Source organism: Microbulbifer magnicolonia, assembly GCF_035117725.1.
Classification (GTDB): Bacteria; Pseudomonadota; Gammaproteobacteria; order Pseudomonadales; family Cellvibrionaceae; genus Microbulbifer; species Microbulbifer magnicolonia.
Genome location: NZ_JAYEFD010000003.1, coordinates 307978 through 321860, shown reverse-complemented (window position 1 = coordinate 321860; position 13883 = coordinate 307978). Strand labels below are relative to the sequence as shown.

Annotated in this window: 11 protein-coding genes; 9 read left to right on the top strand and 2 right to left on the bottom strand. The window is 62.8% G+C overall.

All coding sequences use genetic code 11. The annotated features are described in order from the left end of the window. On the top strand, nt 1–225 hold a 225-nt coding region (locus tag RRF64_RS16260), incomplete at its 5' end, for a hypothetical protein (RefSeq protein WP_323846967.1). Between the two features lie 879 nt (nt 226–1104). Here RRF64_RS16260 and RRF64_RS16255 read toward each other — a convergent pair. Further along, nucleotides 1105–3048 carry a cytochrome c/FTR1 family iron permease gene (locus RRF64_RS16255; protein WP_323846966.1) on the bottom strand — a complete coding sequence of 648 codons (1944 nt, stop codon included), beginning with the start codon at nt 3046–3048 and terminating at the stop codon, nt 1105–1107. A gap of 171 nt (nt 3049–3219) precedes the next feature. On the opposite strand from RRF64_RS16255, the gene RRF64_RS16250 reads away from it, so the two are divergent. From RRF64_RS16250 to rimI, 7 genes are all read left to right on the top strand, one after another. Next, on the top strand, nt 3220–3699 hold the full coding sequence (locus RRF64_RS16250; RefSeq protein ID WP_323846965.1) for a glutathione peroxidase: 480 nt from the start codon (nt 3220–3222) through the stop codon (nt 3697–3699). After that, a complete protein-coding gene (locus RRF64_RS16245) occupies nt 3699–4163 on the top strand; it encodes a MarR family winged helix-turn-helix transcriptional regulator (protein WP_323846964.1) in 465 nt (154 codons plus the stop codon). Before RRF64_RS16250 ends, RRF64_RS16245 begins: the two co-directional genes overlap by 1 nt. A gap of 169 nt (nt 4164–4332) precedes the next feature. Further along, nucleotides 4333–5748, top strand: coding sequence for an MBOAT family O-acyltransferase (locus RRF64_RS16240; protein WP_323846963.1), 1416 nt, complete (start codon nt 4333–4335; stop codon nt 5746–5748). Then, nucleotides 5723–6940, top strand: a complete 1218-nt coding sequence (locus tag RRF64_RS16235; protein WP_323846962.1) for a hypothetical protein — start codon at nt 5723–5725, stop codon at nt 6938–6940. The genes RRF64_RS16240 and RRF64_RS16235 overlap by 26 nt, the downstream gene beginning before the upstream one ends. A 363-nt stretch (nt 6941–7303) precedes the next feature. Beyond that, on the top strand, nt 7304–8839 hold the full coding sequence (locus RRF64_RS16230; RefSeq protein ID WP_323846961.1) for a 2-isopropylmalate synthase: 1536 nt from the start codon (nt 7304–7306) through the stop codon (nt 8837–8839). Continuing rightward, nucleotides 8840–9631 carry a hypothetical protein gene (locus tag RRF64_RS16225; RefSeq protein ID WP_323846960.1) on the top strand — a complete coding sequence of 264 codons (792 nt, stop codon included), beginning with the start codon at nt 8840–8842 and terminating at the stop codon, nt 9629–9631. Next, the gene (gene rimI, locus RRF64_RS16220; RefSeq protein WP_323846959.1) at nt 9628–10119 is read left to right on the top strand and encodes a ribosomal protein S18-alanine N-acetyltransferase; all 492 of its coding nucleotides are present in this window, start codon (nt 9628–9630) and stop codon (nt 10117–10119) included. Before RRF64_RS16225 ends, rimI begins: the two co-directional genes overlap by 4 nt. Before the next feature lie 156 nt (nt 10120–10275). On the opposite strand, the gene RRF64_RS16215 is transcribed toward rimI, so the two are convergent. Continuing rightward, nucleotides 10276–11562 (bottom strand): PepSY-associated TM helix domain-containing protein, encoded by a 1287-nt coding sequence (locus RRF64_RS16215; protein WP_323846958.1) that lies wholly within the window; start codon nt 11560–11562, stop codon nt 10276–10278. A gap of 148 nt (nt 11563–11710) precedes the next feature. Between RRF64_RS16215 and RRF64_RS16210 the strand changes: the two genes are divergently transcribed. Further along, on the top strand, nt 11711–13822 hold the full coding sequence (locus tag RRF64_RS16210; protein ID WP_323846957.1) for a TonB-dependent receptor family protein: 2112 nt from the start codon (nt 11711–11713) through the stop codon (nt 13820–13822). The last annotated feature ends 61 nt before the right edge of the window (nt 13823–13883 follow it).

The window sequence follows — 13883 nt, the reverse complement described above, 5'->3', positions numbered from 1 at the left end:
AACATCGCCGATGGTAGTGTGGGGTCTCCCCATGTGAGAGTAGGTCATCGTCAGGCTTCTATTCCAAAAGCCCTGATCGCTTCGCGGTCAGGGCTTTTTTCATTCCAGCCTGCCGATGACCTGTTTTCGCTTCGCGAAAAGGTCATGGTGATTCGAGCCAATGGCTCTCACCCTCCGGGCTGCCTTTGGCAGTCCAAACGGCGTTGCCGTTTGTCAGGCTTCTAAATAAAAGAAAGGGCCACCCATCGGGTGGCCCTTTTTTTATTTAGGATACGGTGAATTACTGTTACTACCTCGCAGCGCAAAGCGCTGCCATGTGAAAACCAATGCACCGCAGGTGCAAAGGTTAGGGCGCCGAAGGCGTCGCGCAGCGATGACGAGCGTAGCTCGGCACCCAGTGTAGGTCATGGCCTGATCGAACACACTAAAGCCGCGCCAGGGATGGCAACGCAAACGCCAAAAGCCTCTGCAAAAACACCCGCAGACCGTACTCCCAGCAACCACTGGATTACAACGAAACTGCTGCACTCAACACACGATCCCCGCCGTAAACACCACGCCGTAACAAGCATGGCCGGGCCGGGGCGAGATCGAACACACTGAAGCCACGCCAGGAATGGCAACGCAAAAGCCAATAACCTCTACGCATCCAACCGCAGACTCCGCCCTCGACTATCATCGGGCCCCAACGAAACTGTTGCGCTAAACAACGCCCAATAAAATCAGTGAATTCCCGCACCAGCGTTAAAGCACAACCGCGCCCAGCGGTCCCTCTACAGAATTCCCCTCTCAATTCCGCGCGCCATAGCGACCGACGGATACGTACACTTCCCGTTGCGTTCGCGGCATAGAAATCCACCGACGTTTTTTTGCACGCCTTCCACGCAATGGCATAACCCCTGCGCCCAGACGCGATATCCCGGAGTTATGCACAACTCTGTCCAGGCTATCTGTGAGTAACACCGCAGATTTATGCTGTTGCAGCTATATAAAGGACCGCGCCCTCCCTTCGCCGTGGCTCGCGACCCTGTTACAGGGGAATTTTCTTCGCGCAAAAAAAATACCCCGCAGATGCGGGGTATTTTTGCGGTAATGGTCCCGAGGTTAGCCGTGTGCTTTCGCGGACGGCGCCGCGCCGGACTCAGCACCGCGTCCGCGAATCCACAGCCAGGCGGCCGCGACCAGGATCGCTGCCTGTAGACCGATACCCTGCCAGGTCGAATAGATACCCAGCCAGTCAAAGGAGAAGCTCACCGGCAGCGGGCTGATGCCAATCAGTGCGGCTTCCTGCAACGCAGCCACGGCCTTGCCGGCGAGCACGAAGGACAGTGCCAGCAGAATGAAGGTGGTAGCGGAGAAGAACTTGCCGATCGGCAGGCGCGCCGAGTAGCGCACCATCGCCCAGCCGATCACGGTCAGCAGTGCGGCCGCAGCGGCAATACCGCCCCACAAGGCGCTGTACTGGCCGGCAGAGGCCTGGGTCAGCAGGGACTGATAAAACAGGATGGTTTCGAAGACTTCCCGGTAGACAGCGATAAAGGACAGGCCGGCGATCCCCCACAGGGTGCCGGTCGTCAGGCTGTGATCGATATTGCGCTGGATATATTTCTGCCATTCCTGGGCGTGGGTCTTGCTGTGCATCCAGTAGCCCACATAGAAGAGCACCGCAGCGGCGGCCAGGGCGGCGAAGCCCTCCATCATCTCGCGGCTGGCGCCACTGATGGTGATCAGTTCCTGTGCGGCAACCCAGGTGGCGAAACCGGCGGTCAGAGCGCCGATCCAGCCGAAGTGCACATACTTAAGCGCGTCGCGGCGGCCAGTCTTGATCAGGATGGTGGTCAGCGCGATGACCACCAGCAGGGCTTCCAGGCCTTCGCGGAGTAGGATAACCAGGCTGGCGATAAACAGGGCAGTATTGGAAAGGTTGGATTCTTCCAGTAGCGACTGCGCCTGGTCCAGGCGCGCCAGAATGGCGCTTACCTGCTGCTCTACCTGTTGCGGCTCGCTGTCGGCGTTCAGCTGCGCGCGCAGGCCGAGCAGATCCCGCTCGATCGACTTGCGCAGCTCCGCGTCGCGGGAATCCAGCGAGCTTTCCGCCAGCTCGAAGCCGTCGAGGTAAGCGCTGATCGCGAGAGTGCGCGCGCTGCCGTAGTCGCCCTGGCGATAGGCGGCCAGCGCCTTCTGCAGCTGACTGCGGGCGGTGTCCAAGGGCTTTTCTTCTTGCACGGCTTCCCTGGCAAACAGCGGCGCCGGATCGGCGCGCAGTGCGGCCACGGTTTCTGCCGGAATTTCCGGGCGCTCGTTGCGCAGTACCTGGGGGCTGTACATGACCAGGTCCTGCAGGCTCAGTGGACTTTCCGATGTGTCGGCATCTTCGCCGACGAAGGCCTGGCTGCCCACATAGAAAGCCAGCGACCAGCGCTGCTGGTCGTTGAGGCTGCTGAACGCGGTCATGGCAGTGCCATCGATGCCATTGCTGATCGCATCATAGAGGCCCAGCAGTGAGCGGTTTTCCGCGCGCTCGCGGTCGTGAAAGTTGGTGGGCGGGGGCTCCAGTTGCGCCGCCAGCGGACCATCGCCCATACCGGCATTGCCGTGACAGGCGATGCACTGGCTCTGGTAGAGGGTGCGGCTCTCCTCGATGCTGAGCAGCGACTGCGGCAGTGAAAGGGCGGGCGCAATTGAAAGCAGCCCCTGGCGCAATTTGGCGGTGTGCACCTTTACCTCGGCGAGACTGGCCTTGCGCTGTATCGCCGCCTGCAATGCCTGGGCCTCGCCGCGGATGCTGTCCGCCACCGGCGAGGCCGACAGCTGCTGCCCGCGGTCGATCAGCAGTTGGGCGAATTCCTCCATCTCGGCATATTCATCCCCGTTGATGATCTCGCCGTTTTCGACGGCTTCCGAGTAGTCGACACCGATATACTCGGCCATCTGCATCAATTGGCGCAGCTCCGGTTCGCTGAGGCCCGGCCCCTCGGCCAATGCGGGGGGTATGTTGAGCAGGAGAACCGCGAGTAGTAGGCGGACCAGGTGCAGAGAGGTGCGCATGGGGTGTCCTTATCGGTTGACGCAAAAGGCGTTGGTAAACAGGCGCACAATATTATTGATAATTATTCTCATAATAAAGCCCGCGGCCATGCTTCTTTCGTTCAATTAGCTTGCAATATAAATTGTGCACAATACAATTGTGCAAAATCAATATGACCCGGAGCTACCCCTATGAGCGAACTCTATTCTATTCCGCTGCAGACCGCTGATGGCACTGCCACCTCTCTGGAGGAGCACAAAGGCAAGGTCCTGCTGATCGTCAACACTGCCAGCAAGTGCGGCTTTACGCCTCAGTACCAAGGGTTGGAAGCGCTGCACGAAAAATATAAGGACCGCGGGCTGGCAGTATTGGGTTTTCCCTGTAATCAGTTCGGCAAGCAGGAACCGGGCAGTGACGAGGAAATCCAGCAGTTCTGTGAGTTGAACTATGGAGTCAGTTTTCCCGTATACGCGAAGCTGGAAGTGAACGGTCCCGCCGCCCACCCGCTGTTCGTGGAACTCAAGAAACAGGCGCCGGGTATCCTGGGTACCGAAGGCATCAAGTGGAATTTCACCAAGTTCCTGGTCAACCGGGACGGCCAGGTGGTGAAGCGCTTCGCACCCAAGGACAAGCCCGAAGCCCTGGAGGTGGAAATCGAGCAGCTGCTCTGATGTTGCCCTGTAACGATGGACCGCTGGCGCTGAACCGCCAGCTCTGCTTTGCCCTCTACGCCGCTTCCCGAGCCATGACCCGGGCCTACCAGCCGATGCTGCAGGACCTGGGTATTACCTATCCGCAGTACCTGGTGCTGCTGGTGCTGTGGGAGTGGGACGAGCTGGGAGAGGAGGTCGATACCAGTGTCGGTGCCCTCGGCCAGCGCCTGATGCTGGATTCCGGTACCCTGACGCCGCTGCTCAAGCGCCTGGAGCAGCGCGGGCTGGTGAGCCGTAAGCGGGCCCCGCGGGATGAGCGGGTCACCCTGGTGGCAGTCACCGAAGCCGGGCGCGCGCTGCAGCCGCGTGCGCAAGCCTGGGTTGAGGGGCAATTCGAATCGTCCGCGGTATCGCGGGAGGAAGTGGACCAGTTGCGCCGCCAGCTGTGGCAGTTACTGGAGAAACTTGGCGCGGCTGGGTGAAGTTTCGCCGTTTCCAGCCGCGCGATGCAGCGGGCCGAAATTTTATCGCGCTCGCTGCATCCAACTTGGCCGCCCGCCGCATCCTACCGCTGTAGCGCTGTTTCTGCGGGCGGTCTCACGCCGGCCAGTGGCGCGCTAGTGGAAATAAGAAAAACAGGGCGGGACTCCCATGATCTTCAATACACCGCTGTTCTTGGCCTTCTTTATCGTCTTCCTGCTGTTCTACGGCTTCGTATTCCTGCAGCGGAGGCCGCGGGTCTATTTCATCCTGGTCGCCAGCCTGGTGTTCTACGGCGCCTGGAACTACGCCTTTATTCCGCTGCTCGTGGGCAGTGCGGTGGTGGACTACTTCCTCGCCCAGGCCATCGCCGCGGCGCCGGCGGGGCGGCGCAGGAAAATGCTGCTCGGCGCCTCCATTGCGGTGAACCTGGGCATTCTGGTGCTATTCAAGTACGCGGACTTTGCCATCGGCTCGGTGGCCGATCTGCTGCGGGTACTGGGCTATGAGCCGTCGCTGTCGTCGCTCGAGCTGATACTGCCGGTGGGTATCTCTTTCTATACGTTCCAGAGCCTGAGCTACACGATCGACGTCTATCGCGGCGATATGCAGCCGCGCAAGGGGCTGGTGGAGTTCACCGCGGCGCTGGCCTTCTTCCCGCAGCTGGTGGCGGGGCCCATCCTGCGCGCGCGGCAGATACTGCCGCAGTTCCACCGGCTGCCCCTGCCCACCTGGATCAACGCCAAGCACGGTTTCCTGCTGATTACCGTCGGCCTGATGAAAAAGACCATGGCAGACCTGCTGGCCGGGCCGGCTGCCGCTGCGTTTGACGCCCCGGGGGGCGTCAGCCTGATGGAGTCCTGGACCGGAGTGCTGGCGTTCGCCGGGCAGATCTACGGCGACTTCTCCGGCTACAGCGACATGGCCATCGGCCTGGCGCTGCTGCTCGGTTTCCAGATTCCGCTGAACTTCCGCCTGCCTTATTTCGCCCTGTCGCCGGTGGATTTCTGGCGCCGCTGGCACATCTCCCTGTCCAGCTGGCTGCGCGACTATCTCTATATCCCGCTGGGCGGCAACCGCCGGGGCAACCGCTACCGCAACATCTTTATCACCATGCTGCTGGGCGGCCTCTGGCACGGCGCCGCCTGGACCTTCGTCGCCTGGGGCGCGTTTCACGGTGCCTTGATCGGCGCGACCCACAAGCTGGGCGAACTGCGGCTGTTTGCGCCCTTCGTACAGTCGCGATCAATCTGGGTGCGCGTCTTCAAGTGGGCGCTGACCTTTTACCTGATATTGCTGGGCTGGGTGCTGTTCCGCGCGGCGAGCCTCGAGGGCGCCTGGCAGATGCTGGTTGCGCTGCACGGTTTCGGCGCCGCGCTGCCGTCGCCCTCGCACGGCGCCGCAGTGGTGCTGGGGCTCACCGCGGCGGCACTGCTGGTGATGCACCTGGTGGATTTCGGGGTGCTGGAATACGGCGAGCGGCTGGCGCAGAAGCCGTGGGGATTCTGGCCGGCACTGGTCACAGTGCAGGCACTTTGTTTGTTGATAGGGGAGCCGAGCAGTGAGTTCATCTACTTCCAGTTCTGAGCGCGCGCTGTTCGCCCGCATATTGCTTACCATACTGCTGGGTATGGGGGCGGCACTGCTGCTGGTGCGCACTTTTACCTACGGGATCAATGTCACCGCGGACAATGTTTTCGGGCGGGTGCTGCAGGCCCAGGCGGCGCTGCCGCGCATTACTCGGGAGCCGCAGGATCTGGTGATGTTTTTCGGCTCGTCGATGGTGCAGGCCGGCTTCTCTCCGCGACAGTTCGATCGCGAGATGGCCGCGCGGGGCGCACCGGTAAAGTCCTTCAATTTCGGCTTCGGCGGTCTCAATCCGCTGTTCCAGGATTACCTGTCGCGCAGGATCAGGGAGCAATTCGAGCGCGACGACCGCCGCCTGAAAATCGCGCTGATCGAATTCAATCCTTTCCAGGCCACCCATACCCGCCGCAACGGTGCCCGCGATGCAGAAGAGGCCATGCTCGCCATCCTCGGCACGCCGGCGGAGTTTCTCGATATCGCCCTGAGTGATCCGGCACAGGGCGTGCGGCTGTTCAATATCCGCTACCTGCGCGACGGCATCTCCGCCGAGGCCTTCACCAGCTACTTCATCGCCGAGCAGATGGCGCCGCCGCGCGCCCGCACCGCAATCCCGGAAGACGAAGCGGCGAAAATGCGGCGCAGCGAGCTGGACAAGATTCTTGAGCAGCGCTTCGAGGAGGACTACCCAGACTATCAGGGGGAAGACTGGCACTACGGCTGGCAGGGGGGCGGCACCATACCGGAAGAGCGCTCCGCGGAAACCCTGGCGCTGTTTGACGACTACTACGCGACACTGCAGACCGAGCACCTGCTGGACGACGACCGCCTGAGCCGCATACACAGCGCCGACATCGTCGAGCTGAATTTCGATCCGGAACTGGTGGAGGCCTTTATCCGCATCGTGAAAAATTTTCAGGCGATCTCAGACCGGGTGGAAGTGGTGATGCTGCCCCAGAACACCGGCTGGATTCACAATCCGCCGGCGGCACAGCAGCGACTGGCGGCCGCGGTGGCGCGCATCGAAGCGGCGACCGGCCTGGTGATGCAGAACCACCAGCACCCGTCTTCCATCACCCCGGAGATGTTCGCGGATACCACCCACCTGGCGCGCTATACCGGCGGCGTGGCCTACACCCGCCACCTGGTCGAAGCGTTGGTGCCGCAGGGGGAGGCTGCGGCGGCGGTCGACTAGGGCAGAGGCGGCTTCCGTTTCCCCCTGGTGCGGAAGCTGCCTGCTCTTTGGTCCACTAATTTAGGATGGGAATCCTTTGCGTCATCGCATAGTCCGCCAAATTTAGGATGGCTGTTGACCTTCTGGCGGCCCTGGTCACATAATGCGCAAAATCCAGCCCAGCGCCGACACTGCCATGCACACCGAACATTTCAATTCCTGGCATCTCTACCGCGCCCTAGCTTTCTCGCTGCGACTGCCGCGCTGCGGCATATAATTTTATTCCGTTACCCTCCGGCAGGATTCCACACTGTATTTTTTTGACGCATAGACAGCGGCGCGGCCGCTGTTTAGCCTCGGGCGAGATTAGGAGAAGAGCCGAGAATGAGCACAAAAAAAGATAAATTAGTCATTTTTGATACCACTCTGCGCGACGGCGAGCAAAGCCCCGGCGCCTCCATGACCAAGGACGAGAAGATTCGCATCGCGCGCATGCTGGAGCGTATGCGCGTGGACGTGATCGAAGCCGGCTTCGCCATCGCCAGCCCCGGCGACTTCGAGGCGGTAAAGGCCGTCGCGGAAACCGTCAAGGATTCCCGCGTATGCAGCCTGGCCCGCGCCGTTGGCCCGGACATCATCCGCGCCGGTGAGGCGCTGAAAAATGCCAACGCCTCCCGCATTCACACCTTTATCGCCACCTCGCCGATCCATATGAAGTACAAGCTGCAGATGGAGCCGGAGGATGTGCTGCGCCAGGCAGTGGAGGCGGTCAAGACCGCGCGCCAGTTTACCGACGACGTGGAATTCTCCCTCGAGGATGGCAGCCGCTCGGAGCCGGAGTTCATGTACCGCATTATCGAGGCGGTGATCAACGCCGGCGCCGGCACCATCAATATCCCCGACACGGTCGGCTACGGCGAGCCAGGCGAGTACGGCGCCATGTTCAGGCGCGTGATCGAAAATGTGCCCAACTCCGACCGGGCCATTTTCTCCACCCACTGTCACAACGACCTGGGCCTGGCGGTGGCCAACTCCCTGTCCGCCGTGCTGAACGGCGTGCGCCAGGTGGAGTGCACCATCAATGGCCTCGGCGAGCGCGCCGGCAACGCGTCGCTGGAGGAGATCGTGATGGCGGTGCGCACCCGCCACGACCTCTACCCGGTGGAAACCCAGATAGATGCCACCCACATAGTGCCCACTTCGCGCATGGTGTCCTCCATCACCGGTTTTCCGGTGCAGCCGAACAAGGCCATCGTCGGCGCCAATGCGTTTGCCCACGAGTCCGGCATTCACCAGGACGGCGTACTCAAGCACCGCGAGACCTACGAAATCATGCGCGCCCAGGACGTGGGCTGGGGCCACAACCGCCTGGTGCTCGGCAAGCACTCCGGCCGCGCCGCGGTGCGGGCGCGCTACGAGGAGCTGGGTATCCATTTCGAGGACGCCGGCGAGTTCCAGCTGATCTTCGAGCGCTTCAAGGACCTGGCGGACAAGAAGCACGAGATCTTCGACGAGGATCTGCAGTCACTGGTGGCGGGCACCGAAGCGCCGGTGGAGCACTTCCAACTGGAGGACCTCGAGGTGCTGAGCAAGAGCGGCACCATGCCGCAGGCGCATATACGACTGCTGATCGAAGGTGAATCGCATCGCGCGGAGGCCTATGGCAGCGGCCCGGTGGACGCGACCTTCAAGGCCATCGAGTCGATCGCGGACAGCAAGGCCGAGCTGAAGCTCTACTCGGTCAACGCCGTCACCCAGGGCACCGACTCCCAGGGCACGGTGACCGTGCGCCTGGAGCGCGATGGCCGCCTGGTCAACGGTGTCGGCGCCGATACGGATATTCTGGTCGCCTCGGCACAGGCCTACCTGGATGCGTTAAACTTGCTCGCCAGCGGAGAACGCAAGAAAAAGGGCGTGTAAGTGAACGAACTGCAGCGAGCGGAATATCTGTCAGTCCTGGGCGTGGCCAGCTATATGCCGCGCTTTGTGCTGCCGCTCGCGCCCGCGCCGCGCCAGGCCCAGCTGCCGCCGGCGGAGAACCCGCTGCCGCACGCCGGGGAAATACCGGCGGGCGCCAACCCGCTGCCCCGCTCCGCCGCGCAGATAGTGGTCGCCGCGCCGGAAACCGCGACACCTGAAGTGAAGGCCACCGAGGCCGCGGTGCTGCGGGATATCGGCGAACTCACCCAGCAGACGAAAGTCGCAGCCGCTGTTCAGGCGCCGGTTACCCAGGTCGCGCCGCCACAGCAGCAGGTGCAGCCGTTTGTGCTCAGTTGCTGGTGGCTGGGCGGGGAGCTGCTGGCGGTGGACTGCCGCGAGCCCGGCGCCGCACTGCCGGTGGAGGCGCTGTTCAACAATATCGCCCGCGCGCTGAACTGGCACCAGCTGCCGCGCGAGCAGGACCGCCTGCGCTGGCCGCTGGCGGAAAACCGCTTCGGCCCCGCGGCGGATGCGTCCGAGGCCAGGGACACCTGTTCCAGCTGGCTGGAGGCCGCCAGCGCGCGCCGCCCGGTGAAGTCCATCTGGCTGATGGGGCGGCAGGCGCGGGACTTCTGTGCGCCCGTGCCCCTGACCAAGCCGGTCAACGACTGGAACGGCGTGCGCGTGCTTGCCATGCCGAGCCTGACGCAACTGCTGCAGGAACCCCAGCGCAAGCGCAGCCTGTGGCAGCTGCTGCGCGAGACCTACCCCGAACATACGCAGGTCAAATGACTCGCGCCGCCAGCGACCTGAACATCCCCGGTGCCAGACTTATCGGAGCCACCACCGCAGATTGCGCCGCTCTGGCGGAATTGGCGCATCTGGCTCACCGCCATCCCTGGAGCGAAAGGCAATACCTCGATAGCGTGAATGCCGGCCACGACTGCTGGCTGCTGCGCACGGAAGGGGGGCAGCCGATCGCCAGCTGCGTTATCTCGCAACTGTTCGACACGGCGGAAATCCTCGATATCGCCGTGGCGCCCGAGTGGCGGCGCAGGGGAATAGCCGAGGCACTCCTGTCGCGGCTGCTGGCGCAGCTGCCGTTGCAGATCAATCGCGTGCTGCTGGATGTGCGCGTCGGTAACACACCGGCGCGCGGCCTCTATCGCAAGCTGGGATTTATCGAGGACGGCCTGCGCAGGAACTATTACCCGGCCGACGAAGGCGCGCGCGAGGATGCGGTGCTGATGAGCCTCTCGCTCAACGACTCCTACAGCTAGTGGTTCAAGCGGTAAATTCGGTAACTAAAGCTCACAGCCACAGGCTCCGGGGCAAGGCGAAAAAGCGCAGGACTAGCAGGGCTAATTCAAGCTTTTTCAACGCCGCACCGGGGCCTGTGGCGAAGAGATCGGTTACTGAATTTACCGCTTGGACCACTAGGGCGTCACTAACTCCGGCTGCGCCTTGCGCACACGCCACCGGTCATACAGCCAGATCGCCAGCATGCTGAGCCCCGCGAGCGGCAGCAATATACCCAGCCCGATCAGCAGTGTTTTCAGGCCCGCCGGTACCTCGACTCCCGCCACCCGGGGCTGCGCCGCGCGGGCGCGGCGCTTCCACCACATCAGGCATCCGGTTACCGTCATCGCGACCAGCACGATCAGTGCGAGCAGATTCAGCATCTGGTTTGCGCTGCCGAACAACCTTCCCTCGTGCAGCTGTACACCGATGGTGGTGGCGCGCCCCACTGCCCCCATATCCGGCCAGCGGATCTCGTGCAGCAGGTCACCCGAGTACTGATCGATAAAGAAGTAGGCGCTGTCCTGCGCGGCGCCGCCGCGGCGGATCGGAAAGACAGTAAAACTGCCTTGCGGCCCCCAAGGGTAGTCCACTCGATACTGATGCGCGAATAACTGCGCCTCCACCACCGCCATCACCGCGTTCAGATCCAGCGGCTCGCCGCCGCCCGCACGGGATTGCGGGCGCGCGATAAACACCTCTCGCGGCAGGTTTTCGCCCGCGAGGCCGCCGGCCTGCTTCAGCAGCCCGCCCCAGACCACCGACCAGGGCAGGCCGGTGGCGATGATCACCAGTATCCAGATCGCCAGCAGCGCGCCGGGAATCGCGTGCAGATCGCGCAGCGCGCGCCCGCCGCGCAGGCGCGGCAGCAGAATGCCGCGCAGGCCGATTTTCGCGATGCTTGTGCGCGGCCACCAGAGATAGAGCCCGGACACCGCCATCAGAATCGTCCAGCAGGCCACCAGCTCGACAATCACCTCGCCGGTGACACCGGCCATCAGGCCACCGTGAATGCGCATCGCGATATCGGTGAGACGGAATTTCTGGTCTATATCGCCGAGCAGCCGCTGCTCGCCGGGGTGCGCGAACACGGTCAGGGTCCTGCCGTCGCGGGTATCGAGCAGGAACTGGGCGCTGTCCGAGGGGTTCTGCGCGGGCTGGTAATGGCGAAAGCCGGCGACCGGGTAGCTGTCCTGCACCAGTTGCGCCAGGGCCGCGTGGTCCACCGCGCCGGCATAGGGCTGTGGCAGTTGCAGCAGATCGCGGTAGAGCGCGCGTTCTATTTGCGGCTCCAGCAGATAGATGCCGCCGGTGATCACCATGATCAGCAGAACGGGTGCGATCAGAATGCCGGCGCGGGAATGCCAGCGCCAGATCCGGCGAAAGCCGTTGCTGGCATTGCTTTTGGCGGCGTCGAGGCTCATGGAATTTCCTGGGACACGGATCGTTTTTCGAGTGCGCCAGTATAGGAAAAAGTCGCCTGCGCGCAGATGCGACAATTTGCCGCAAACCCCGCGGGGCCGGAGTTTCTATACTGCGGCCCATTAATTTTTATCGCTTCGGGGGACACCTATGGAAAGGAAACATCTTCACGCCCGCACTGCGCCCAGCCGAGTTTCCGCCGGATTCAGTCTGCTGGCGCTGGCCTGTGCCTGCGCTCAGGCCGAGGAAGCGGCGGTGCTGGAAACCGTCGAGGTCACCGGCACCAACCCGAGTCTGGAGGTGGAGCGTGTGGAAGTGGCACTGACGCCGGGCGGCGTCAGCCTGATTGATATGGAGCGCGTGCGCGAGGGCAGCGTATCAAACCTTGCGGATATGCTGCGCTATGTGCCCGGCGTCTGGTCCGCGAGCGCTACCGGTAACGATGGCGTGTTCATGTCCAGCCGCGGTTCCAATCTGGACGCGGTCGACTACGACATGAACGGCATAAAGCTGCTGCAGGACGGGCTGCCGGTCACTGCCGCTGACGGCAACAACCACAACCGCATGATCGACCCACTGAGCGCGCGCTACGCCGTCTTTGCGCGCGGCGCCAACGCGCAGAAGTACGGCGCCAGCACCTTGGGTGGCGCGGTGAATTTTATTTCCCCCAGCGGCCGCGATAGCGCACCGCTGACCCTTTCTCTGAGTGGCGGCAGCCACGGTCTGTTGCAGGCCCGCGCCACTGCGGCGGCCAGCGGCGAAACCCTCGACGCGCTGGTGACTCTGGAGGGCAAGGAGCGGGATGGCTATCGCGAGCACGACCTGCAGTCGCGCCAGGGCCTGTACGCCAATGTCGGCGCGCGCTTGAGTAGCGGAATCGATACGCGGTTCTATGTCACCGCGGTTCAGAACGACCAGGAACTGGCCGGCGCCCTGTCGCGTGAGCATATCGCGGCGGATCCGGATCAGGCCGGCCCCAATGCCATCAGTGGCCACTTCCAGTACAACGTAGACACGGTCCGTTTCGCCAACAAGACCGTGTGGAGAATCGATGAAAACCGCAGTCTGGAAATGGGCCTGGCCTACGAGGACCAGGAACTCTACCACCCGATCGTGGACAAGATCATGGTGCCGATCGGCGGCCAATTGGTGGAGGTGTTCAGCCTGCTGATCGATACCCAACAGCGGGATGCCAGCGCCATGTTGCGCTACCAGCACGCAGTGGGTGAGCACAATTGGCTGTTTGGCATCAACTACGGCGACAACTCGGTCACCGGCGGCAACTACCGCAACGACGGCGGCAAGCGCAATGGCCAGAGCAACGAGATAGACAACAGCGCCAATACCCTGGAAGCCTTCGCGATGGACCGCTGGCAACTGAACAGCGACTTGACGCTAATCGCCGGCGCGCAGCTGGTGTCCGCCAAGCGGGAAATTCGCGACCTGAACCTTTCCAGCGGCACACTGCGCAACCCCCGCGCCGATTATTCCTCGATTAATCCGCGCCTCGGGTTCGTCTACAGCCTGGGCGAGAACGGCAGCCTGTTCGCGAATGTCAGCCGCCTGTTCGAGGCGCCCACCAGCTACCAGTTGGAAGACGAAGTGAGCGCGAGCGACGAGACCCTGGAGGGCATGCACGGACAGGTGCTGGAAGTCGGCAGCCGCGGCCAGCGCGAGTTCGACGGCGGCAGCTGGAACTGGGATGCCTCCCTGTACTACGCGCAGATCCGCGATGAAATCCTCTCGGTGGATGATCCCGATGCGCCGGGTACCAGCCTCTCCAGCAATATCGATCGCAGCCTGCACGCCGGCCTCGAAGCGCTGGTGAGCGCGAGTTTCGCGATCGGCGACAGCGGCGCGCTCAGCCTGGCGCCGCTGCTGAGCCTCAGCCTGAACCATTTCCGCTTCGACGACGACACCGTCTACGGCGACAACCAGTTGCCGGCCGCGCCCGAATATGCCGCGCGCGCCGAGTTTTTATATCGTCACAGCAGCGGTTTCTATTTCGGCCCGACCCTGGACGTGGTCGGCGAGCGCTACGCGGATTTCAGCAATACCTACACCGTGGACGGCTATGGCATCTGGGGCCTGCGCGCGGGGCTGAATGCGGCCAAGTGGCGGGTGTTTGCCGAAATGAAAAACTTGACCGATAAGGAATATATTGCGCGGCACAGCGTGCGGGATATTGCCGCCGTCGACGCGGCGATTCTGCATCCCGGCGAGCCCTTGTCTGCCTATGCCGGTGTGGAGTGGCAGTTCTAGGAAATTAGCGATCTTTGATCACTGCAGGAGCGGCGGGCGGCCATGGGCGGATGGCTGCCGC